The sequence below is a fragment of the Empedobacter brevis NBRC 14943 = ATCC 43319 genome, assembly GCF_000382425.1.
GTDB classification, from domain to species: Bacteria; Bacteroidota; Bacteroidia; order Flavobacteriales; family Weeksellaceae; genus Empedobacter; species Empedobacter brevis.
Map to the genome: position 1 here is coordinate 1 of NZ_KB908291.1, position 23687 is coordinate 23687.

Here is a 23687-nt window from a genome sequence, read left to right on the forward strand (position 1 = left end):
GAAAAATCAAGACGCTTCTCTCCTTATACTTATGCGTTAAATAATCCTGTTTATTTTATTGACCCTGATGGGATGGCTGCTGAAGATTGGAAACAAGACAGACTTGGGAATTATGTTTATGATGCTTCATTAACAAAAGAAAATGCTTCTACAAAATTAGCAGAAGATGAAACATATTTAGGACCCTCTGCATCTATAAATGTTGATAACAAGGCTACAGGAGAAACAGGTTCATTAAATCTTAATGAAAATGGTACAGCATCTCTAACAATGGGTAATACAACTCAATCTATAGAAAATACCACAGAAGATTTTGGTTTTGCAAGTGGTCATTTAGTAATGGCTGGTAATCACGGAAAAGGGACGTATTCAGAGATAAACTTTAATTGGGCTGCAATTGGAGGTTTTGGTTTTGCATTTGGGAATGTTACTGACTCATATGGGAAAAGTAGCTGGTACTTTTCAGTAAATGGAAATGCAGGATATGGCGGCGGCGGCGGCTTTGAGTATGGAGGTATTACACCTACAACTCTAGGCGGTAGATTTGAATTAAAAGATTTTCAAGGAGAAGGAAGTCAATATAATTTAAGCATACCTGGATCTCCTATAAGTGTAGGTTCAGGAGGAAGTTATGACACTTCTGTATTTGGTACAGGATTGAATAAAATGGATTATAATAATTTTGGTCAAAATAAAAATGGATATACTACTCAAAGTTTTGGGGGAGGAATTGGACCAGGAACAAAGATTGGAGCAATGTTTAGTAATGGAAAAACGTGGTTAATAAAATGAAAAAAATAAATATATTACTGACATTCATTATTGTTTTACCTTTTATCATATTAACTATAATAGTTTTATATGTCAATCTTAATTCTAAAAATCCTAGAGATATTTTTTTAGATAATCAATCGAATAAATATTTTGAAGGAAAAATAATATTAATAAAAAACAATGAAAATAATCATAATGCTCTGACTATGTATTCAAATGATAAAAACATAATTCTTCCATATTCATGGGATTCTAAAGTTAAAATTAATGACTCCATATCTAAACAAAAAGGAGATTTATTTTTGAAAATATATAGAAATGGAGAATTGTTAGATTCTTTAAATTATAATGATATTAAATGGAGGTAAGCTTATATATAGATATATTGTTATCTCAGACATTCACAATAAAACAAGAGGTAGGCGCAGGTCTACCTTTGGTTATTTTATAAAGAAGAAGTCTATAAATACTTTAAGCGAAACTATTTTCTTAAATTTACCTACGGAAGTTCTTTGGAGGATGGAGTGTGAATAAAATATGTTGTAAACATTGTGAGCGAACGAGCCAGATTGTCGCGGAGGAGATAAGATCAGCTATGCATATGATGCTAGCGGTGTAAAGTTAGCAAAAGTTGTAACAGAGGGAGAAGGCGTAAGGGTAACTACAACTGATTATATAAATGGTTTTCAGTACAAACAAGTAGAATCTCCTACGAGTAAACAAGTTAAAAGACTTGAATTTTTCCCGACAACAGAAGGTTATGTGAGTGTAACTGGAGGCACAACCTTTAATTATGTGTGCAATTACACTGACCATTTTGATTCATGAATGAAAGCTTTGATAAAGCTTTTCATGAAATGACCCGAGGGAAGCGAGTGTACGTCTTAGCTATCAAAAGGAAAGTAATGGCACTCTAAAAGTTTTAGAAGAAAACAATTACTATCCGTTTGGTTTAAAGCATAGTGGGTACAATAATACCAATCTTGCGAATCCTAACTATAAATACAAATACAATGATTATGGAGAAAAAAGTTTAAATAAACTTTTGACGAACATACCGCACGAAGTGCTGAGCTGCAAGACGATTAAACTTAAACTTATACGACTACGGTGCACGAAACTACGATCCTAGTATTGGAAGATGGTTTAATATTGATCCAATGGCTGGTAAATGGAACTCATATTCTCCTTACAATTTTACTTTAAATAATCCAATAAACTTTATAGATCCAGATGGAGAAGATGTATATATACACTTCTTTGTTAAATCGGATAAAAAAGAAGATAACAGTATGTTTTGGAATGCAGCATTAACTCATGCAAGAGATTTGTTAAATTCAGGTGAATTAGGAGAAGGTGATATAGCTGTTTTTAAAGCTGTCTCTGATTTAGAAGAGTTAGATGAAAAGGTTGGAGATATTGTTAGTTCATATAGTTCAGAATATGGAAAAACCAAAGAATTTGGAATATGGTCTCATGCTGGTCTTGATGGTCCTATAGGAAGTAAACCAGCATCAAAAGATGCTTTATATAATAGAGGTGATGATAGAGGTAATGGAAATATCGCAAATAATAATTCTTCTCAATTAAGTATAAAAGGTTGGAGTAATATTGATTTCAATTGGGCACCTGACTCTCGAGCATATTTTATGGGATGTAACACAGGAAATGATAGTAAAAAATATTCTTTTACAAAGAATATTTCAAAGCAATCTAATTTTAATAATGTTGAAATTTGGGGGCAACCAACTTCATCATATCCGTCTAAATTTACAAATGTTCGAGAAACAAATTCCAGAATGAGAGAAGGCGATTTTAATAAACTAAACGTATATATGGTTTCAGGACCTCCATTAGGTTTAACAGGAAGATGGCTTACTAATTATGCCAATCAAATGAATATATACAAAAATGGAAAGAAAGTTGAATCTTCATTTCAGCCTGGTACTCAAAAAAAAAATTAAATGAGAAAAAAAATATTGTTTATAGGCTCTATAATTCTACTTTTAATGTTCTCTTTTTTTAATTCTCATTTTTATTTAGATAATAAAGAATGGAAATATAGTAGAGGTGTAAATATTGGAGATTATATATTATATGAAAATTTCCATAAAGAAAATTTTTATATCTGTTTTGGTCAATACTTAATTATCATTAAAGATTATGATATAGGATTCTATTCAAAAAAATAAATTTGTAATAGTGATTTATGAATGCTTTATAAATCAATGTATTAAATGTAAGAATATTCACAATAACACCAAAGGTAGATGTTTGTCTACCTTTGGTTATTTATAAAGAAGAAGTCTATAAACTTCTGTAAACGGGCCTATTTTCCTAAATTTACCTACGGAAGTTCTTTGGAGGATGGAGTGTGAATAAAATGTTTTGTAAACATTTTTAACGAACGAGCCAGATTGTCGCAGAGGAGATAAGATCAGCTATGCATATGATGCTACCGGTGCAAAATTAGCAAAGTATGTACAGAAGAACCTGCTATCAAATGTTGAGACGACTTATTATATGAATGGTTTTCAGTATTCTCAAGAAGCAGGAAAAGGCTATTATTATAAATATTCTAATCTTCAAAATAGAAAAGATCATCGATAACAACACAAATATGATAACTATGGACGTAGGCACAAAGAAAGACCTGTAAAATAATAAAAATGCATATAAAAGAAGTTGAAAAAGTAATCTCTTTATCTCCTTTTGAAAGGTATCAGTATTTTTTAAAAAGAATTGCAGATAAAGAAAAACTATATACACTAACATTCCCCGATGGTAATTATGCTATATCAACTATTGATAATCATAATTTATTCCCTGTATGGTCAGCAGAAGAATTTGCATTACTAGCAAAAACTAATGGGTGGGATAACTGTAATTTAAAAGAATTAAATTTTGATGACTTAGAAATAGAAATATTTGATTTTATTGATAATAATAATTTGCTTATAAATGTATTTCCTATTGATCGAACTGGATTTGTAGTTTCATTAGAAGAATTTACTCTAGATTTGAAAAATGAATTAGATAATTACTAGAGTTATGGTAGTTTTCCAAACAAATTATTTCAAACCAACATTCACAATACCATAAAAGGTAGACTTGGGGTTCGTTTCTATGGAATTGGACAAGGGTTCGGAATGAGTTCTGGAGTTGCTGAAGCTAGATCTTATAAGTTAAGTAATGGACTTAAAAATGCTTCTCAAGCTATTTCTAATATCAAAAATACTACATCACAAGCATTAACTCCACCTTCTAATTTATTAAGACCAAATTTTTAAAAGAAATGAAAAAAACAATATTATTTATTATGTTAATTTCTACTATTTCATGCGATCAATCTTCAAATTGTGAAGCTTTTTTTTTAAAAAGAAAAAATAGCGAATGTTTTCTCTTAGTAGAGAAAAAAGATTTGGGGACAGGTGGAAATTTAGCAATGGAAGGAATTAATCCTTTCACACAAGAAAAATGTGATTGTAATGAAAAAAACAGATGGTGGGCAATATATAGAAATGAAATAGAAATAGGAGATACCATTATTAAACGAAAAGATGAACTAACGTTCAATATTCACAAAAAAGATACGATTATTTCTCATGAGTGGGAATGTGAAGGTAAAACTTATAATTTAGATGGAACAGTAAAAGAAGTTCTAAAAAAACAATAAAGTAAAAGGCAAACGTAAGTTTGCCTTTTATTATTTTATAAAGAAAAAGTCTATAAATGCTGTAAGTGTAACTATTTTCTTAAAATGAAATTCCCACCGATAATTCTAAATAGGTATTGTAATTTTTGTCAATCGTCGTATTCGTATACCCATACTTGGTATCAATATAAATAGAGTACTGTTCGTTGATTGAGTAATCTTGTCGGTAAGAAAGATTCATATAATAGTTATTGGAAGATAAATAACTAAAATTCTGTTCCATCAATTCTTGAATCGATTGCTTGGTGTAGCTATAATTGGAATTCCAGCTATTGGTCAGGTTCTTAGTTGTTCCTAATTCAAAACCAATGTTGATTAATGATTTTTTACTTATTTGATACAATAAATCAGTCTCAAATCCGACCGTCACTTTTTCAATTTTTTGTTGAATAAAAGGCTCTGTATATCGTTCATTGGATGAAAAATAATTTACAAAAGGAGCTAACGAGAGATTACGTATTTTTTTTGTTTTTATGAGTTCAAAAAGAGAAACTAATCGAATGTTGTTATTGTCATGGTAATAACGTGTTGCTTCCCCTATTTTTTTATAATTGGAAGATGTTTCATTATAGAATATTCCTTCTGTTCCTTTTCTTTTTCTTATTTCCGATGAAATTCTTATGCCTTTAAAAAAAGAAAGATCGGGAGTTGAATAAGACACATTAAATTTATATCGTTTTTCATTTATATTATTAGCAATAATTCCTTGTAAATCGAGCATAATTTTATCGATGGATAAGGACGAAAAACCGGCAGAAGCCATTAATCCTTTTTTAGTTGTATTTAAATAAGCGAGTTGAAATTCACTTCTACTTCCATCGTAATAAGCTCTTTTATTATTGCTTTTGAATAAATTATTATAAATTCCCATTCCTGAAAAATGAATGACTTCCGGATTTCCTAATTGATTAAAAAACTTTAAAACATTTGATTGCGTATACTTATTCAGTGACACATTCAATGAAATCCGCTTATTCTTTGCTATAGCGGATGAAATACCAAGTCCTACATTCAAATCAGAAATCGTATTCTTGGGACGAGGATCACGATTTCTATACTCTAATAATGCACGGTATTCTGCCAGGATTCCAAAATTGAATTGTTTGAGTTTTCGATTGTATCCTCCCTGAACAAAATATTCTTCTGTAGAAAAATTTCCTCCAATAGAATCGGCCATTAAATAAGGATATATTTTATCGTAATCAGAACTTTCATTCCACTTTACATTTTTTCTTTTTCCATTTTTATAATGTACATTTCCCCAAACATAATTCGCAGAATCGATTAAGAAATTTGAGACCACTTTAAAAGAAAGATCAGTTATACCGTCTCCTTTTTGTTTGATTAAATTCTTTTCTAAAGAATGATAAAAATTTCCACTCAATGCGGTATAATTTTCTTTATCGCTTAAAATTTGATCAGCGACTCCTGTATTGATCGAATCAAAGAATGTGTTACTTGGTAAACTGTTTTTTAGGTACCTATCTACAGCATTATTCTGTGCTTGTATAAATAAAAATCCACCAATAAATAAGAAGAAACTGAAAGTGAAACGAAAGTTCATCATATCATTATATGCTATCTAGTTGAATAAAGATGGTTTTATCTGTGGCATAAAATCTAATGTAGAGTTGTTTGTATCCACTAAAATCTTATTACCATTTGTAGAAGTAGATAATGTTTTTCTTCTTACGGCTTTTCCATATCGGCTACTGTCATGATCTGTTGTTCCGCTATATGTCCAACCTGTATCCAGAGAAGGCGCTGTTAAAATCCATTGGAATTGTGTACTTACACTTAAATTAACCGCGTCGATAATCCAGCTGTTTGGAATTCTATAGGCTTCATTACTATATGGGTAAACTTCTCCGTTAAATACAAAATCATATTCGTATTCATATTCGTATTGAGCCATGTATTGGCTAACCGATAGATTTTCCGGTAATCTGGCTAAAGCATAACTTGTAAAACCTCTGTTATGCATAATCATTGTCGAAAAAACAGGAATTGTATTTTTGACAGCAGGATTATCTACATCATCCATTTCATCATAATAAATTTCGAAATTTGCTTTGGTAAGGTCAATCGAATTTGAGTTATATTCCTTGTGATTGATTGCGTCATCTGCTATAATAATGTGTTCTCCCGGTTTTATAGGATATTCTTTTCCGTTTCCAGGTAACATAATAATTGATCCAGCAGCAAAATCTGTCGCCATAATATTAGGTCTGTACTCTTGCTTTTCTACTGTTAAGAATTCTGATTGCACAATTAATAAACCATCTGCATATAATACTTCGTCAGAATTATTATAGATTTTGAAATATTTGTCACCGTTGTATTGCTTTCCTTCCGGTGTCAAAGTTCCTGTAAAAAATAATTCTTCTATAAGCAGGTCTCCTTTTGGAGATTTGATGAATAATTGAATTGTTTTATTTTTATCTTCTGCTGTAATTGCTTCTGCTGCACTGTATCCTACAACATCTTTTGTGAATGAATTTCCTTCAAATTGATAGTTGATTTGTCCTGTAACTGATACTTCATAAGAACCTGTAGGCAGTTGTAGAGTCAATTCTTTTGTTCCGCGAATCGATGCTTCTGTAACTTTACCGGTATTCAATTCTTTGAATGTGTAATTCAGTTCAATAATAGTGGCATCTTGTAGTCCTTCCGGAAGTTTATTTGTAAAAATAAGAGATGAAGGAATTGATTTAAAATCATCGTCATCATTGTTACAAGAAAATAGTAAAAACACAGAGAAGAGCATCAATAAGCTAAATCTGTTAAGTAATTTTTGCATAGTTTATATATTTAAAATTTAATATTAAGTTCCATTCCGAAGTAAGGAGAAGTAAGTCCGGCTCTTCCAATTATTTTTCCATCTACTTCATATTGTTTATAATAATTTAGAAGTCGATTGACAAACATTGATACGCGGAAATTTTCGTAAAAAACTTTTGAGACTTTAAAGTTGACATTCATTTCAAAAGGGGTTGTCATTTTTCGAAACGCATTGTCATTGTATGACAAGTTCAACCATTTTAGATTCGGATCACTTTTATCTGCTTCTTCGTACGAATGCCGAGTGCCACTTTGATCAATGTATGCGATAGGAGTTCCATTTTTAGGCAATGCTTTGGAAGAAGAAAACCACATCACTTGTACAGAAGTAGAAAATTCTAATTTAAGAACAGGAATATAAGTATCTGCCATTAAATTTGTTGTTAGTCTTTCTCCCTGATAACCATCATCATTCAGGTAAACTCCCAGATAAGGTGTCGGTTTTCCATTGATCGTGATTTTATCATTTCTCATGTAAACGGGCAGACTATTTTTATACTGCGTTTTAAACCATGCACCATTCATGGTAATTCTGGTATTGATCATGGAAAATCGTTTTGTACTGAGTTGAAATTCTATTCCTTTTTTATTGAATGAACTTCCATTGGCTTGTTTCGAATATGTTCCCAATTGAGATTCTATTGTAAAAGGTAAATTTTCTACATCAGGAGCTTGATTAATTGTGTTATGATTAATTGCTTCTGTTGAGAATTTTCTGTAAGAAAATAATTTATAATCGCTCATGTTTCTAAAACCTGAACTCATTTGTTCTTCAAAATAGGTAAAGGAAAAATTGATGTTTTTGTATTCTAAATCGGTTCTTATTTCCCATTTCTTATTAACCGCTGCAGCCAGCTCATAATTTGTATTGTCAATGACATATGTTTTCAAATGAATTCTTCTGTAAGCCGGGTTCTCATGGAAATAATTGAGTTGTACAAAATCAACATACTTATTTTCCGGATACAGCATATTTAATGTTGGTAATTTTGTATGTACTCCATATCCTGTGGTTATTTCCAATTTCAATAAATTATTGTTAATATAGAAATGAGGTAATTTCCATTGCAAATTAATACGCGGATCAACATAATATTTACCATGTAAACGATACTTCTTGTCAATCCCGGGAGAAGTGATATTCCTTAATCCTGCTAGAATCTCAACTTGATGTTTTTGAATCTTAAACTTCTTGTTCGTCTCTAAAAAGAAAGAAAGGTCCTGTATTGCAGGAATAGATTTATATGAACGATTTCGGGAAGTCATATTTTCTGACGGAGGACGTAAAGGATCATATACTTGTCCTTCTCCATTATTTTTAGCATATTTCCATTCCACACCGGCTCTTAAATTACTCCATCCCCAATCAAATTTTCCGATTAACTTTAAATAAAGGTCAATTGGTTTACCATCTACTTTAAGATGAGAGATGTACTTAGGTTCCAAAAAAACACCATAAGATTCTCCTTCTGAAGTAGAATTAGGAACAGCTCCTGCAGAGCTCAATTGGACAAGTCTGGTTTGGTTTATTTGATCGAATTGTTGGGCTATAGAGGAATAAAAATTTAATCCTTTTATGAAACTGTTTTGTTTAAATTTCCAGTCGAATACACTTGAAATACTGATGTCATTATATGTCGATTTATAACGATCTATAAGTCCATAAGAATTATCCGGATCTGTTTTCTCATTGTCAATAGAACCTGTATAATCAAGGTTCAGATTCCAATCAATTTCTGATTCTTTCCTCATCCACTTTTTGTATGCGCGAAAAGAGGCTGTAATCCGTTTATAATTTTCGAAATCATTTACAGGATCAGGTTTTGCGTCCAAGAAATCTACTCCGAAATTAAAGTTCAGCTTATTCTTTAATTCAATTCCTTTTCCTACATAAAACATTTTGCTGTAGGCATCTGCTTTGAATCGTCCTTCTAAATTAGACTGCCCTCTTTTTCGAATAATTTTGACCAATCCACTTGTCAAATCTCCATATTCTACAGATGGAATACCTCTTACAATTTCTACACGTTCTATTTGGTCGGTTGATATGGCACGCATGTCTACACCTTTTGCGCTACTATTTCTTTTCTCGTCTGCATATCCCGTACTGTTACCGGAATTAATGACTAAAGATTGTCCTTCTGTGTATTGTAAATTTGCATTTGTATTTTTAGGAATGTTATCAATAATAAAACTAGTTCCCAAAGAAGAAGTAGCATAATTATTTTGAGAATCTGCAATTCCTGTTTCCCGTAATTTTATACTATTTGCTCTATTAAAAACAGGGTCAGCAGAGCGTCTTCCCGGTAATAATTCTAACAAATCTGTAAAACTGGAAGGTTGCAAATGCTGCATGGCTTTTTGATCAATGATAGAAACGCTGGTCAACCCTTTCGACTCTTTTGCTGTTACGACAAGCTCTTCTAATTCGGTTATCTTCGGTGTTATTTGGTATACTTTTTTTGTTGAAGACGATACCGTTAATGATTCGTTGATTGATGAAATTTTTATCGATTCAATGGTAAGTAAATATTTACCTTTTTTCAATTTATTTATTTTGAAAACGCCGTGCTCATCCGAATATCCTGTTATTTTTCCATTTTCTGATGATGCAACAGTAACCTGAATGTTCGAAACTAAAGAGCGATTTTCATTTTCTAATTTAATTTCCAAAGAGTAATCTTGAGCATTGACAGAGATTGTTAAAAATGTCATTAGAAAAGTGTAAAAACAAAATTTCATTTAGATTTTATTAATTTGTGCAAAAGTATATATTATTTTTATTTAATCTAAATAAATGTAATTTTTATTTTTGTTTTACTTTAATAAGAAATGAATTCGTCGTTTTTGTTCATCTTAACGTTTAAGAATGGCCGGCAGATTTCCACTTGAAATAGCTCTATTGGACTAAATGTTGTTGTTTTTGATTCTTACAATATAAGTATTCCCAAAAATATGGCATCGTGTAATCATATATAAAAAATGAAGAGGATAGGAGTAGTGGTTAGGTTTAGATATTAGATAAAAAAAATCAGATTAAAGAAACCTTTAATCTGATTTGTATGTTAAATATAAAATAAAGAATCTTTTAAGACGCTGTAATTTTAAAATCCAAAGTTTAACCCAAAAACAATTCGGCCTGGATCTTCTCCTTTAAAGTATGAAACTGTAGCTGTAACAGATTGAGCTCCGTTTATCCAAAGCCCACCACCCATAGATGAGTGCCATTTGTCTGAATCTTCTCCGCTCAACCAAACTCGTCCATAATCGGCTCCAATAAAAAGCCCCAAGCGTAGTGGTACTACAGCTTTGAATCTTAATGCATCAAATCGTAAATCAGATGTTTGAAGGAAAACTTTATCTCCAGAAAAACGCCCTAAACGGTAACCGCGTAAATCCTGATCTCCACCTAAATTTGCCATTTGGTAAAATTCCATAAAATTGCCCCAAACTGCTTTTCCCTTTAACATTGACGCTACTGTTAAACGTCCATTTGCAGAAATTTTATGTGTAAAACCTAAGTTAATTTCTGTGTAAAAATGATTACGTTCGAAATCAGTTAAATTGGAAATCCATTTTGCATTTGCTAAAAATGACATGCCTAATTTGGGCAAAGATTCGTTGTCATAATTTTTGAATAAGTATTTTGCACCAACTTCACCAAAGTGCTGCCCTTTAAAAACATCTCGGTTAATGAGTGGGAAATCAGCAACAATACGGTCTTGGTTTTCTTCAATTTTTTTATAGCTATAGATCGCAGAAAAATCCAAACGTCCATTGTTGTTCATAATTTTGAATATCGAGGGTCCAATGCTATAACTTTCAAGTCTCACACGGTTATAATCCATTCCAATTTGGGCTTGGTTATTTTCTGTTTCGTTTCCTAATCCAAAGAAGTTTGTACTATAGGTTGGACTCGTATAGGCTGCATTTAAATCTAAATTCCACTTTCCTAAAGCTTTCGTAAATGTTCCTTTGTATTTTGCATCCCAGCCATTTGTTGCAAAATAATAACTCAGTTGTAAATTATGACGTTGGGAATAAGGTTTGCGATCAAAACCATTTACAGTATAGGTTGGAGATAACCCAATTTTAACTCCATCATCCGGGTTGTAACCGATATTAGGCAACATGGTAAAGAAGTTATACATCGGTTGTTTGTAATCGTATGTATTCACTTCATAATCGTTGACAAAATTTTTGGAAGTTAAGAAGGTTGATTCTGAAGCATCACTACCGTTTGCATAATCATAAACTTTTACTCTTGCAGAACGTTTCACTTCGTAATAATCATCATCAATTCCACCAATAATACGAACAAGGATGGCATTACTTGGCTTTCCTTCAACTGTAAATTTATCTTTTCCGTTTAAACCATACAAACGGATTTCTTTTGTTTCTTTTTTATCAAAATCCTGATCTAAAATCAAGGTATGATCTTTTCCTGAATAGATTTTGATGTTTGTTTTACCTTTTGGGAGACGTGTTACAACAAATTCATCGTTTTCATTTGTTCCTTTTAAGATAATTAATTTACGAAGTACTTTATCATATTCTTCAGCAAACTTTTCTAGTTTCGCTTTTCGTGAAATGATATTTTTAATGACTTCATCATCGTAATCTTGTTTGGTTTCGGCCGGAATCAATTCGAATGATTGTCTTATATAGTCATCACTCAAGTTGTCTTGTATATATTGTGCTTCTTTTTTCCATTGTTCAAGATCAGATGATTCTAAAATAGCTAAATCCAGAGGATAAGGTTCACGGTTGAACCATTTTACATTCTTGATATCATCTTTATAATCCTGCATATGTCGCAAAGGAGGAATTCTCATAATCAGACTGAAGAAAAGTCCATCGTATCGAGGAAATGCCTGATCCCTGTCGCGAGGAATAGGTCTGTATACTGTTTTGGTTTCTTCTTTATAAACTCCCCAGCGCCATTGATCTGAATGTCTGTCCCAATCTCCAACCAACATATCAAAAAGTCGGGCACGAATATAGGCTTGCTTATCTACACCAACATCTTTATTTTTATGAATTGCTGCTAGCATGTCTTCTGTGCTTACAATATCACTTGGCTTTCCAAAAAGACCATCTTGGTATCCGGACATTGGACGCTCTTCAATCATATAGAGTTCATCTCCAAAATTTTCATTGTATTCTTTCAATGCTTCTTGCTTCGGAACGTAATACAAATTCGGAGTAGCATGCATAATACCAATTGGTTTCATCAGATTCGCTACCGCTAAAGGATAATAAGGATGATTTGTGGTATAAAAATCCATCAAAAATTTTTCTGTAAAAGAATCTTCAAATTCATCTGCTACATATTTATTTTTGAATGCCACTTGCTGGATGAATTGGGTTGCACTTTTCTTCACAGAACGCATATTGTATTCTTCCCCTTTACTATTCACTAAACGCAAACTTTGCGTTTGATGTCCTCCACCCATTCTGACAGGAGTTAGTCCGCCATTCAATTGACTTAAATTAACGGTATTTGCAGAAATGGTCTGTCCATAAGTTCTGCGATAATGACGACCAAAAAAGAATTTGTATGGGTCAGATTTTCGAGTCTCTTCTAGCGGATAAACACTCGTCTCCATTATTTTGGGCATTTTTTTGTCATCATAAACTTGGGCCAAATACTGCTTTTTCTTTTCTGTAACCTGTTTTGATAATAATAATTCTGCCTGACTGTCTTTGAAACCATAAAAATTGGCTTTAGAAGCTCCATTGTCATATAAATCTAAAATAACAAATCCGTTGTCTCCGTAAGAGAAATCATTTTTTCCAACAGCTTTGGCAGATTCCTTTTTAGATCCTGAACCGCTAATAATTTGTTTTACATTATTTTGTTGAATGTATTGCAAATTATGATCATGCCCCGAAACAACAATTACATTATCTCTGTTCTCAATAAGTGTGGCAATTCGAGAGGCCATTTCTCTGTATTTGAAGTTGTTGACGTCTTGAGGGCTTAATCCTGTTGTACTTCGTAACAGGTTGATAAAAGAACCAATTACAGGTAAAGGAACCTTGAAATCTTCTCCAAAGGGGTAAAGTTGTTTTTTTAAATCAAACTGGCCTCCATGTGTTCCATTCGAATACAACGGATGGTGCATGGTAAGAACTGTTGTCCTGTTTTGATATTTATTCAATTGCGATTCTAATTCCTCAAAAAAAGCTTCGCGCGATTTGATATCACATTTTTCATTTAGCCCGGGATGTTTATCCCAATCCTGTAAATACCATTCAGAATCTATCGCAATAATTCCAATACTGTCATTTACATTAATTTTATCGATAGGACAGGCATCTTTTGGCAAGAATGCTTTTTTATTACCTAATTGTTTTTTGACTAATTTTTCTTGTTCTTTCAACCCTTTTACACCGTTTCGCCAATCATGATTTCCTGGAATAAAAAGAGTTTTACCTTTAAATTGCTTGGCTAGATCGAGTTGAAATTGAAGTTTATTGCGGCTGGTATTATAGGCTGCTTTTGTTGAATCGGTTACGATCCCATTTTCATAAACATTATCACCTAAAAAGAAAAGATAGGAAGAAGAGTCTGCCTTTGCCAATTCATTTTTAAGAATCTCTAAATTCTGTTTATTTTTTGGTTGGTCTAAATCTCCGGCATCACCAATTAAATAAATCGATTGAATTTTATTGCCTTCAACTTTCTGTGTTTTTTCTGTCTTGATATTTTTTCCATATTGTGGATGTTGCGTCGCACAAGAGGTCATATAGAGACACGAACCTACTAAAGCTAAAAAAGGATAATTCAATTTTTTGTTTTTCAGTGTTGGTAATAATTTCATACATTTAAGCGTTAAAAACTTGTGATGAACCAATTGTTATTAAATATAGAAAACTATGTTTTCAATCTGTTCAAAGATAATCTTTCTTTAGATTTTACGTATCATAATTTTATGCACACTGTAAAAGTTGTTGAAGCCATAAAAATGTTGTGTATTGAAGAAGAAGTTTCTGCAGATTTAAAAGAAAAATTATTAATTGCAGGATGGTTTCATGATACAGGTTATACAAAAATGGTGCAAGGCCATGAAAATGAGAGCGCAAATATTGCAAAAGATTATTTGACTGAACTTCTGTATGATGAGGAATACATCAAAGAAGTGGAAGATTATATTCGAATAACAATTATAGGGCGTGTTCCGAAAAATATCGGAGAAGCAATTATAAAAGATGCTGATAATTACCATTTGGGGCAAGCCGAGTATCCTAAAATAGCTGAATTATTACGAGATGAAATTTCGAAAATCTGCCACAAAGAATTCTCGGATTATGAATGGCATATCGAAAACAGGAACTTCTTTTTGAATGTTCATCATTTTTATACAGATGCTGCAAAAAGGCTTTGGCAAAAAGGAAAAGAAGAAAATTTAATTTTTACGCTGAATAAAATCAAAGAGATTGAGTTGATTGGTGATATCCCAAATAAGTATGAGTTAAAGAAAAAGAAAAATGATAAAATTCAACAACCCGAACGTGGAGTAGATACACTTTTTCGTGTGACATTGAATAATCATACTCGTTTGAGTGATATTGCAGATAGCAAAGCAAATATCCTTTTATCTGTTAATGCGATTGTCATTTCTATTGCATTGTCAACATTGGTTCCAAAATTGGGCAGTCCTAAAAATGAGTATTTACTTTTGCCTTCAATCGTGATGCTGTTATCGAGTGTCGTTTCGATCGTATTTGCGATTTTGGCGACAAAACCAAATGTAACGTACGAAAGTTTTAATGACGAAGATGTAAAAAATAAAAAAGTGAATTTGCTTTTCTTTGGAAATTTTTACCAGATGTCACTTGATGCTTACGAAGAAGCAATGCAGGAATTGATGAAAGACCGCGATTATTTGTATAATTCGATGACCAGAGATTTGTATTATTTAGGAAAAGTTTTGGAAAGAAAATATCGTTTGTTGAGCATTACATATACAATCTTTATGATTGGAACAATATTGTCTGTTTTAATGTTTGCGTATGCGACTTTAACAAATGTTTCGCAGTAAACACTATTTTTTCAATTTCTCAAAATCAAATAAAATTTTATTTGAATCATCGTTACTGATTTCTGCCTTTAATTGATTTCCCTCTTTAAAATACGTTATAATTTTGGGAAAGTCATTTTCTTTATTTTCTAATGTAAAAGAGTTTTTTTCGAAATGTATCAATTCGAAATCGGTTGTTTGATTTTCTTTTTTGTTCATTTTTACTTTCAAAAACCATTTGCCATTGGTTTTTGTCAAAGTCGTATGTTCTTGCCAGATGGTATCATTATCCTTGATTGTAAATCCGCAACCTAAAAATGTATTTTGATCCAATTTTTTCCAGTATTCGTAAGTGCTTCGATCTACTTTTTCGTTTGTTCGGATCCATTTTCCAATCAAAAAATTAAAATCAGGCGTATTTATCGAAGCCGTATTCGTTGTGCAAGCACTTATTAAAAAGGAAAAGAGAATTAAGAGAGAAATTTGTTTCATCGTCAAGGGATTTTAATAATTTAGTTGAAAGATCAGGCTTTTTATTGTGCATTTGGGTCAGCTTCAAAAATACCAAAAACATTGTTGTCTGTATCCAAAAAATAACCTTGCCAGGACATTCCGAGAATAGCAAATTTTGGCATGGCAACCACTCCACCATTTTTTGTTATTTTGCTTGCGGTTTTGTCAAAGTTTTCCACCTGCATGGTGCATGTAAAAGCATTTGTACCACAATTGAGAGGGGGTGTGTCAGCTGGACGTTTAAACATTCCACCTTCCATTCCAGAAGCATTGATGCGGTAATATTCAATTGGTAAACCTTCTTGTCTTATAAAACTCCATCCAAAAACATTGCTGTAAAAATCAATGCATTTTTGGATATCATTTGCTTGAATTTCAAAATAAACGATACGATTCATCTGTGGTTTGTTTTTAAATTATACGATTTAAATTTAGTGTAAAATTTGTTTTATGCTTCATTATTCAACTAATTTTTGAAAAGAAATCTTTTGAGAATGATTATTTTTATGCTTTAAAACAAACAAAATGAAAATTGAATTAAATAGAGTAAATCAAGCTTCGCATTATGAAGCTATTGCGCCAAGTTCTTCCGTGAAAGTAAATATAGATGGGCCAGAATCGATAGGAGGAGAGGGAAAAGGTGTTCGTCCAATGGAATTGGTATTAATCGCTTTGGGAAGCTGTAGTGTTTTTGATTTAGGAGAAATTTTGAAGAAACAACGTCAAGAAATTGAGGATATAAAAGTGGAAGTAGAAGGACAGCGTCGTGATGAAATTCCGAATATTTTCACGAATATTCACATTAAATTTTACTTAAAAGGAACTATTGATCTTGATAAAGCAAATAAGGCTGCAGAATTAGCCGTTAAAAAATACTGTAGCGTACATGATATGCTTGCCAATGGCGGAATAGAAATAACATACGAAATAAATGTCAATTAAGTATCTGTGATGATTCCAACAAAAAAACCGGGCTTTTAAGCCCGGTTTTTTTGTTGGAATAAACGTTAAAAAATTAACATTATGATAATGTGTTTCTAAATTTTATGTTAAAAAAATATGACAATATTTGCGAAACGATAAAGACAAAACCATTGAAAGGAATTTTCTTTTTTATATTACTTTTTTTCTTTTTTATACAGAATACTGTTGCTCAGACTTTGAGTAAAGGGGATATTGTTGTGGTAGGAGTGAATTACAATTTTAATACAAATTCAGGTGATCCAGATAAAACAACTGCATGTGCTATAAATAGTTCGGCAAATATTGTTTCAGATGTTATTTATTTAATGCCATTAGTAGATATTAGTCAAGGTACATCATTTGTTATAACTGATAATGGTTTTGAAAGACGTAATGCAGGAAAATTTGGAACAACAGAAGGAGTTATTAAATTTACGTTGAAAAACGGTAATAGTTTTAGTAAAGGTCAGGTAATTGAGTTGAGAATTCCTGTTAATTCTAATAATGCATCTTATTTAAGTAGTGCAAATCCTAAGTGGAATACAAGTATTATGCAATCTGGTATGTCTGTTAATTTTGCTAAACAAGATCAATTGATTATTACTTCTAGTAATTCCTCTTGGAATGGAACATCTCAACACAATGGTAGTTTAACGGGGAATTATCTTTATGCATTCAATGCTATTCATGATTGGGTTAAGTTACCAACTCCCTCAAGTACGGAAACTCAAAACTCTGCTTTACCAGGTTATGATAATGCATCTACAGATTATACAAATATTGATCAAAATGATTTAAGAAGACATCATTTTACACCAAATAAAATTGAAACAAATCCTAAAGAGTTTTCATTTTCATATTATAATGGACCAAGAACTGCAACATCTAAAAATGAATGGCTAATACGATTGTTAAATCCGAATAACTGGAAAAATGAAAGTACTTGTAGCAATTTTCAAAATAATATTAATACTAATAGTATATCAATTATAGATAAACTTGATGAATTTGAAAAATGTGCTGACGAAACAATTCCTTTAAGTGTTGAGTTGGATAATACTTCTAATAGTATACAAATTAATTATGAGTGGTTTAGAGTTGTTACACCTACAAATACGGGAGGAACATCAATAGGTGTAGGTAGAGAGTTAAGTAACTATAAAGAAACAACTGCTGGAACATATTATTACTATTGCAAAATAACGTATCAACTAAAATGGAATAATTGCCAGACGAATAATAACACAAGTAATTGTTCTGAAGCTAGATCTACAAATATTGTTAACTCTGGTTACATAAAAGTAAAAGTAACCCCATTACCTAAAATAGCACCAATAGAAATGAATTAATTCAATAGAAAATCATACAAAAATGAATAAAAATTTTACTCTTAAATGCATGGCTTTATTTGCTTTCACTTTGTTAGGTTTTAAAGCACAAGCACAATATTATGCTGATGGTACAATATTGAATGCTACAAAATCTCTGATTGTAGATACTGATCCTACAAAAGGTTCAGGTAATGAAACATCAATTGGTTCTCCAGGTTCTACATATACTTGGACAGCAACTTCCACTTTTTCTGGAGCAACACCTGATTTTCCTAATACAGAACCAGGAAATACAATTAATGATGATAATATTGCAGTAGTTAAATGGAATCCAGGAGCTTGGCCTGTATCTGGAGGAAACCCAATGGATTTAATCAAAGATTACACTATTACAGTAGTAGAAAATTCAACTTGTCCACCTGCAGTTTCTACAGATAATACTACTAATATAGACGTTAAATTAGTTAAGGCAGATATTTTAAAAATTTCTACAGCAGCAAGTAATGTTTGTTATATAGGGACAACAACTCCTGATGTTCAAATCGATTTAGAAGGTACACCAGAAGCTACAGTTAATTTTACTGTAATTTCAGGAGGAACTCCTACTACAAGTGCAATAACATTTGATGTAAATGGTAAAAAAGAAATTATTATAACTCCTACTGGTGGAGATATAGTTGTAAGAATTGATGATGTAGTTTATACTAAAACTCAACCTTCATTGGCTAATCCTAATTTTCAAACAAAAACTAATGGAACTGATATTGCGTTTAATGCAGGAACTACTGATAATAATATAATTAAAATTGTTGTAGGTTCAGCACCAAAAGTGTCTCCAATTGAATTCTAAATAAATTGATTTTTAATTTCCGAAAATATCATTCAAATAAAATAGTCTTAATAGGCTTACTGCTTCTTTCGGGAAGCAGTCTATTCGGGCAGCAACAATTGTGTCCAAGAGCTAAGCATAGATATAAAGTAGATGAACTCGAAAATTCAGGTAACGGAACTGTTGGTTCTACTTATGTATGGAAAGTTTTAGAAAGTAATTTTTCAGGAAATTATACTTCGCTTACAACATCCGGAAATCAAGTAGAAATTGATTGGCAGAATACACCTTCCGGTAGTTATACGTTACAAGTGACGGAAACCAACAGTTGTGGATCTTCTGTTCAGACGTTGCAGGTTACGGTAAGAGAACAATTAACAGTAGATTTGGCGCCTATACATTATTTTTGTCCAGATTTTAATTCGATGTTAATCAAAGCTCCGAACGGATATGATACATATAAATGGTTTGATGAAAATGATACACTTGTTTCTTCATCTCAAGATTTTATAGCCAGTCAGCCGGGTAAATACAGACTAGAAGTGACGTCAGGTAGTTGCAGAGCAACTAGTGAAACGGAAGTTCAATTAGTTGAGTTTCCATCAATACTGATCAATACTGATTTGGATAATTCGATGATTATTGTCGCAAGTGGAGGAAATACATCTGTTCAATATCAATTAGAAGATGAAAAAGGTAAAATTATTTATCCTTGGCAAGATTCGAATACCTTCAGAAATGTACCTCCGGGAAAATATGATGTTCGTATCAAATCGAAAAATGGGGAATGTTTGACCGAAATTCCTGCTGAAGCATTGGTGATTACAAATGTGATTACGCCAAATAATGATGGAATAAATGATCAATGGGATTTGAGTAAATTTTTAAACAGTTATCCAAATGCTGTGGTAGAGATTTATGATCGTTTCGGGAAAAATGTAAAAACGATTACACAAGCAGATCATTTCATTTGGGATGGAAAAATAGGAGGGAAACCTGTCCCGACAGATAATTATTGGTATGTCATTAAACTGAATGAGAATCAAACCAAATCAGGTTCTATCTTAATAAAAAATAGATAATAGACATACGTCTAAATTTAAGTCAACAAAAAAGTCGTTCATTTTGAACGACTTTTTTGTTGACTTAAATTTTCACTTAAACTTCAACAGCAGCTAAAGCTTTTTGGAACGTATTCACCTGAGTCAATACTTTATTTTTTAATTCTTCGTTTACAATTTCATTGTTTTGGAAATTATCGTTGAAAGAAGGAAACGTAGCACTTGCTACAACTTCTCCACTTGCAAACATTCCAAAATATTTTGTAGCCACTTCCATCACATTTCCTCCTCCATATGCACCTGGAGAAGTACTTAATAACAACAATTTTTTATCTTTTAAATAAGGCATATCAATACGAGAAACCCAATCTAAAATGTTTTTTAAAGCAACAGAAAAGTTTCCGTTGTGTTCAGCCAACGAAATCACTAACCCATCAGCAGCTTGAATTTTTTGATGAAAATCATGCGCTTCTTGAGGAAAACCATTTTCTAATTGGCGGTCAATTGAATAGATAGGCATTTCGAAATCATTGATATCAACTAAATCGATTTCTGCGTTTTCAATTTGATTTAAAGTATAATTTAATAATTGTTTATTGATTGATGTTTTGCTGTTACTACCAGCAAATGCTAAAATTTTCATATTCCTATTGGGTTATTTTATTTTTGATGAAACAAAAGTATTATCGTCTCAATCAAATTTCATTGACCTATGTTAGGAAATGATAAAAAGATTATAATTTATTTTTAAATTCATTTACTTTAATAACGAGCTCTTCGTTTAATTCCTGATTTGTAATTCGACCTTCCACAAAATTATCATTGAATTTAGGTAAAGAGAAATCAACCAGAATTTCACCGCCTAATTTTGTAATCAGTTTAGAACCTACTTCCAACGAATTTTTTCCACCATAACCACCGGGAGAAGTACTCATGACGAAGATTTTTTTTCCTTCAAGAAATTTAGAATTAATTCTTGAACACCAGTCCATATAGCTTTTAAAAACAGCCGTAATACAAGCATTGTGCTCTGCCAATGAAATAAGTAAAACGTTAGCCTCAACAAGTTTGTGGTAAAACCGTTTGACTTCATCAGAGAAACCTTGTGCTTTCTCGATATCAATGTCAAAAGTCGGAATAGTATAATCATCCAGATCTAAAATCTCAATTTGATCCTCATTCAATAAAGAAGAGGCGTAAATCACAAGTTGTTTGTTGATAGAAGTTGAACTGTTACTTCCTGCAAAGGCTATAATTTTCATTTGTTTACTGCTTTTAATGAAGTTGTAATATAATATGTTTTTTTTGTTTTGAACAAAAAAACATATTACGATTTATGACTAATCAGTTGCGCATATTCCGTAGGGCGAATACCGGAAACTTTCTGGAAAATATTGGAAAACGAAGACAATGAATTATAACCAACCATCATGGCGATTTCGTACATGTTGTACTGATTTTCTGCAATTAGTTCTAATGACTTTGTAATGCGTAATGAGCGTAAAAACCGAACATAATTCATTCCCATCGAATCTTTAAACTTTCTTGAAAGTGTTCTTGTACTCAATCCGAAATGTTTTGCAATTTCTTCCAATGTATAATTCTTTTCAATGTTTCGCATTAGAAATCTGGCAATTTCGATTAATTTTTCATCTTTCGGATACGGATGTTGAATCATGATAGGTAATCTATTGGACTCCATTTCCGGTAAAATTGATTTAATCGCTTTCACGAAATCATATTTAGCTGTGTCTTTCTGAGTAACACTTCCGTTCCAGTTTTTTGTATAAAGAATCATTTCTCTCAGTAAATCCCCCGCATAATAAATATTTGTAATGGAGTAAAAATCGTTCTCTTCAGTTTCAGTTCTGAAATAAAAATTGTACAAATCTCCTGACTTACTATTTGTTAAAATAGAGTGTGGTGTATTGGCAGGAATCCACATGAAACATCTTGCCGGAAGATACCAGTGTTTGTCATTTACAAAAATATGCACGATACCACCTTCTGCATATAATAACTGAGCTTTCTTATGTTGGTGAACGCCGGTTCCTATCGTATCTAAATGTGCATGCTGAATATAAAAATGTACAGTTGCTTTGTCTACTTCATTAAAAAAAAACTGATCAAACTTCATCTAACTATTGAGCGTAATGTTAATGGAATGTATTGTAAGAACAAATTAATTCATTTTGGCGTAAATGAGCAAATCTTTTTCTTATTTTATCAATTAGGTTCATTCACTTTGAATGTACATTTGCATCATAAAATCAATAATAGACTTAAGAATTTACTAGAAAATGATATTTAAATCAATTAAATATCAATTGCTTACATTTTTTATAATGTTGAGTGGATGGGGGTATGCGCAAAATGAAATAGAGTATAACCAATTGAAACTAAATGAAGCAATTGAAATTGGACGACAAAACAATAAAAAAATACAAATAAGTGCTTTAAAAACGAATCTTGCCGAATTAAAAGAAAACGATTTAAAAAATGAAAAACTTCCGGATGTCGATTTTCATACAGGTTTTCATGTACTGAGTAATTTGCGTCAATACGAAGATGGTTTTCTGAAACCTTCTACTAAATACAGCACACCACGAGTAAAATATGATTTTACACTTTCTGCAGAGATTCCTGTTTACCTAGGAGGAAGAATTAAAAATGAAGAGAAAAAAGCAACGATAGAAACTGAGATTTCAACATTACAGATGCGTAAAGACGAGCGCGAATTGAGAATGCAGATCATCACAGCTTATTTGCAAGCATTGCATTTGCAGGAACAACAGAAGCTGATTTCTGACAAAATAAGAGAAGATTCGGTTGTGATTAAACAAACAGAAGCATTGAAAAAAAATGGGTTGGTAACATATAATGAAGTGTTGAGAACAGAGTTACAATTGTCCAACCATAGAATGTCTTTTACAGAATTGGAAAATGAAATTTTGATTATTGAACATCAAATCAAAACCATTCTTTCATTGCCGGAGAAGCAAGAAATACATATAGATACCAATGATTTGTTTACCAATGAAACACATTTGGGACTGGTTGATGAAATGATTTTGGAAGCAATCAGCAATAGTGAAAATTTAAAAATTGCACAAGATGATTTGAACCTGAAAGAACTGGATAAGAAAATAACGAAAGCGAATACATTGCCTAAAATAACGGCTGGAGCAGAATATGGTTATAATTATCCCAACTTTATGTTTTTTCCTCCGGAAAAATACTTGAATCGTAACGGGATGATTGGAATCAATGTATCGATTCCTTTAAGTAATTTTTTCAAAAATAAACAAAAATTGCAAATGGCTGATCGTCGTATTTCGATTGCGAAATTGGAAATAGAAGAAAAAGAGGAACGGCTTCGACATGAGGTTTATACAGCAAATAAACGGTTAGAAGAGTCGGTTGACAAGATAAAAATTGCCGAAGAAGCAATTGACCAAGCTAAAGAAAATTATCGTATTGTGCGAACAAAATATGTAAATAAGCTAAGTCTGATTACAGAATTAATCGATGCTGATAATGCTTACCTGGAAGCACAATCGAATTTGATTTCACTGCAAATCAATAAACAATTAAAATACTATCAATTACAATACGTTTTAGGAAACTTATAAT

The 23687-nt window shown here is 31.8% G+C and carries 20 protein-coding genes and 1 pseudogene; 12 read left to right on the forward strand and 9 right to left on the reverse strand.

Annotated features, from left to right (window positions below):
- The 6 genes and pseudogenes from H277_RS20280 to H277_RS18365 form a co-directional block, all read left to right on the forward strand.
- The coding region (locus H277_RS20280) for an RHS repeat-associated core domain-containing protein (protein WP_033422489.1) at window positions 1-792 on the forward strand (792 nt) is incomplete at its 5' end.
- On the forward strand, window positions 789-1142 hold the full coding sequence (locus tag H277_RS0100010; protein WP_019973498.1) for a hypothetical protein: 354 nt from the start codon (window positions 789-791) through the stop codon (window positions 1140-1142). The genes H277_RS20280 and H277_RS0100010, both read left to right, overlap by 4 nt.
- Before the next feature lie 735 nt (window positions 1143-1877).
- A pseudogene (locus tag H277_RS18360) lies at window positions 1878-2738 on the forward strand (RHS repeat-associated core domain-containing protein); the annotation flags it as partial.
- Window positions 2739-3443: 705 nt separating this feature from the next.
- Window positions 3444-3821: a DUF2750 domain-containing protein gene (locus H277_RS0100025; RefSeq protein WP_019973501.1), complete on the forward strand. Its 378-nt coding sequence runs from the start codon at window positions 3444-3446 to the stop codon at window positions 3819-3821.
- A gap of 102 nt (window positions 3822-3923) precedes the next feature.
- Window positions 3924-4064 carry a hypothetical protein gene (locus tag H277_RS20110; protein WP_019973502.1) on the forward strand — a complete coding sequence of 47 codons (141 nt, stop codon included), beginning with the start codon at window positions 3924-3926 and terminating at the stop codon, window positions 4062-4064.
- A gap of 5 nt (window positions 4065-4069) precedes the next feature.
- The gene (locus tag H277_RS18365) at window positions 4070-4450 is read left to right on the forward strand and encodes a hypothetical protein (RefSeq protein ID WP_019973503.1); all 381 of its coding nucleotides are present in this window, start codon (window positions 4070-4072) and stop codon (window positions 4448-4450) included.
- Window positions 4451-4529: 79 nt separating this feature from the next.
- Here the strand turns inward: H277_RS18365 and H277_RS0100040 are convergent, their stop codons facing one another.
- The 4 genes from H277_RS0100040 to H277_RS0100055 all read right to left on the reverse strand — a co-directional run bounded on the left by H277_RS0100040 (window position 4530) and on the right by H277_RS0100055 (window position 14157).
- Window positions 4530-6056: a DUF6850 family outer membrane beta-barrel protein gene (locus H277_RS0100040; protein ID WP_019973504.1), complete on the reverse strand. Its 1527-nt coding sequence runs from the start codon at window positions 6054-6056 to the stop codon at window positions 4530-4532.
- 15 nt (window positions 6057-6071) lie between these two features.
- A complete protein-coding gene (locus tag H277_RS0100045; RefSeq protein WP_026357312.1) occupies window positions 6072-7289 on the reverse strand; it encodes a DUF4876 domain-containing protein in 1218 nt (405 codons plus the stop codon).
- Window positions 7290-7300: 11 nt separating this feature from the next.
- Window positions 7301-10045 carry a TonB-dependent receptor gene (locus H277_RS0100050; RefSeq protein ID WP_019973506.1) on the reverse strand — a complete coding sequence of 915 codons (2745 nt, stop codon included), beginning with the start codon at window positions 10043-10045 and terminating at the stop codon, window positions 7301-7303.
- A gap of 389 nt (window positions 10046-10434) precedes the next feature.
- The gene (locus tag H277_RS0100055) at window positions 10435-14157 is read right to left on the reverse strand and encodes a metallophosphoesterase (protein WP_019973507.1); all 3723 of its coding nucleotides are present in this window, start codon (window positions 14155-14157) and stop codon (window positions 10435-10437) included.
- Window positions 14158-14181: 24 nt separating this feature from the next.
- Between H277_RS0100055 and H277_RS0100060 the strand changes: the two genes are divergently transcribed.
- Window positions 14182-15378, forward strand: a complete 1197-nt coding sequence (locus H277_RS0100060) for a Pycsar system effector family protein (RefSeq protein WP_019973508.1) — start codon at window positions 14182-14184, stop codon at window positions 15376-15378.
- A 3-nt stretch (window positions 15379-15381) separates the two neighbouring features.
- Here the strand turns inward: H277_RS0100060 and H277_RS0100065 are convergent, their stop codons facing one another.
- Both H277_RS0100065 and H277_RS0100070 read right to left on the reverse strand, forming a co-directional pair.
- Window positions 15382-15849: a DUF6265 family protein gene (locus H277_RS0100065; RefSeq protein WP_019973509.1), complete on the reverse strand. Its 468-nt coding sequence runs from the start codon at window positions 15847-15849 to the stop codon at window positions 15382-15384.
- Window positions 15850-15890: 41 nt separating this feature from the next.
- A complete protein-coding gene (locus H277_RS0100070) occupies window positions 15891-16268 on the reverse strand; it encodes a VOC family protein (protein ID WP_019973510.1) in 378 nt (125 codons plus the stop codon).
- A 127-nt stretch (window positions 16269-16395) separates the two neighbouring features.
- Here H277_RS0100070 and H277_RS0100075 point away from each other — a divergent pair, with 127 nt between their 5' ends.
- From H277_RS0100075 to H277_RS0100090, 4 genes are all read left to right on the forward strand, one after another.
- Entirely contained in the window at window positions 16396-16812 is a 417-nt protein-coding gene (locus H277_RS0100075; RefSeq protein ID WP_019973511.1) for an OsmC family protein, read from the forward strand.
- Window positions 16813-16916: 104 nt separating this feature from the next.
- Window positions 16917-18182: a hypothetical protein gene (locus H277_RS0100080; protein ID WP_019973512.1), complete on the forward strand. Its 1266-nt coding sequence runs from the start codon at window positions 16917-16919 to the stop codon at window positions 18180-18182.
- A gap of 49 nt (window positions 18183-18231) precedes the next feature.
- Window positions 18232-19014, forward strand: a complete 783-nt coding sequence (locus H277_RS0100085; protein WP_019973513.1) for a hypothetical protein — start codon at window positions 18232-18234, stop codon at window positions 19012-19014.
- A 5-nt stretch (window positions 19015-19019) separates the two neighbouring features.
- A complete protein-coding gene (locus tag H277_RS0100090; protein WP_146810274.1) occupies window positions 19020-20075 on the forward strand; it encodes a T9SS type B sorting domain-containing protein in 1056 nt (351 codons plus the stop codon).
- Window positions 20076-20151: 76 nt separating this feature from the next.
- Here the strand turns inward: H277_RS0100090 and H277_RS0100095 are convergent, their stop codons facing one another.
- The 3 genes from H277_RS0100095 to H277_RS0100105 all read right to left on the reverse strand — a co-directional run bounded on the left by H277_RS0100095 (window position 20152) and on the right by H277_RS0100105 (window position 22191).
- Window positions 20152-20697: an NADPH-dependent FMN reductase gene (locus tag H277_RS0100095; RefSeq protein ID WP_019973515.1), complete on the reverse strand. Its 546-nt coding sequence runs from the start codon at window positions 20695-20697 to the stop codon at window positions 20152-20154.
- Window positions 20698-20788: 91 nt separating this feature from the next.
- Entirely contained in the window at window positions 20789-21316 is a 528-nt protein-coding gene (locus tag H277_RS0100100) for an NADPH-dependent FMN reductase (protein WP_019973516.1), read from the reverse strand.
- Window positions 21317-21381: 65 nt separating this feature from the next.
- The gene (locus H277_RS0100105) at window positions 21382-22191 is read right to left on the reverse strand and encodes an AraC family transcriptional regulator (RefSeq protein WP_019973517.1); all 810 of its coding nucleotides are present in this window, start codon (window positions 22189-22191) and stop codon (window positions 21382-21384) included.
- 163 nt (window positions 22192-22354) lie between these two features.
- On the opposite strand from H277_RS0100105, the gene H277_RS0100110 reads away from it, so the two are divergent.
- Window positions 22355-23686, forward strand: a complete 1332-nt coding sequence (locus H277_RS0100110; RefSeq protein WP_244874860.1) for a TolC family protein — start codon at window positions 22355-22357, stop codon at window positions 23684-23686.
- Window position 23687 lies beyond the last annotated feature (1 nt).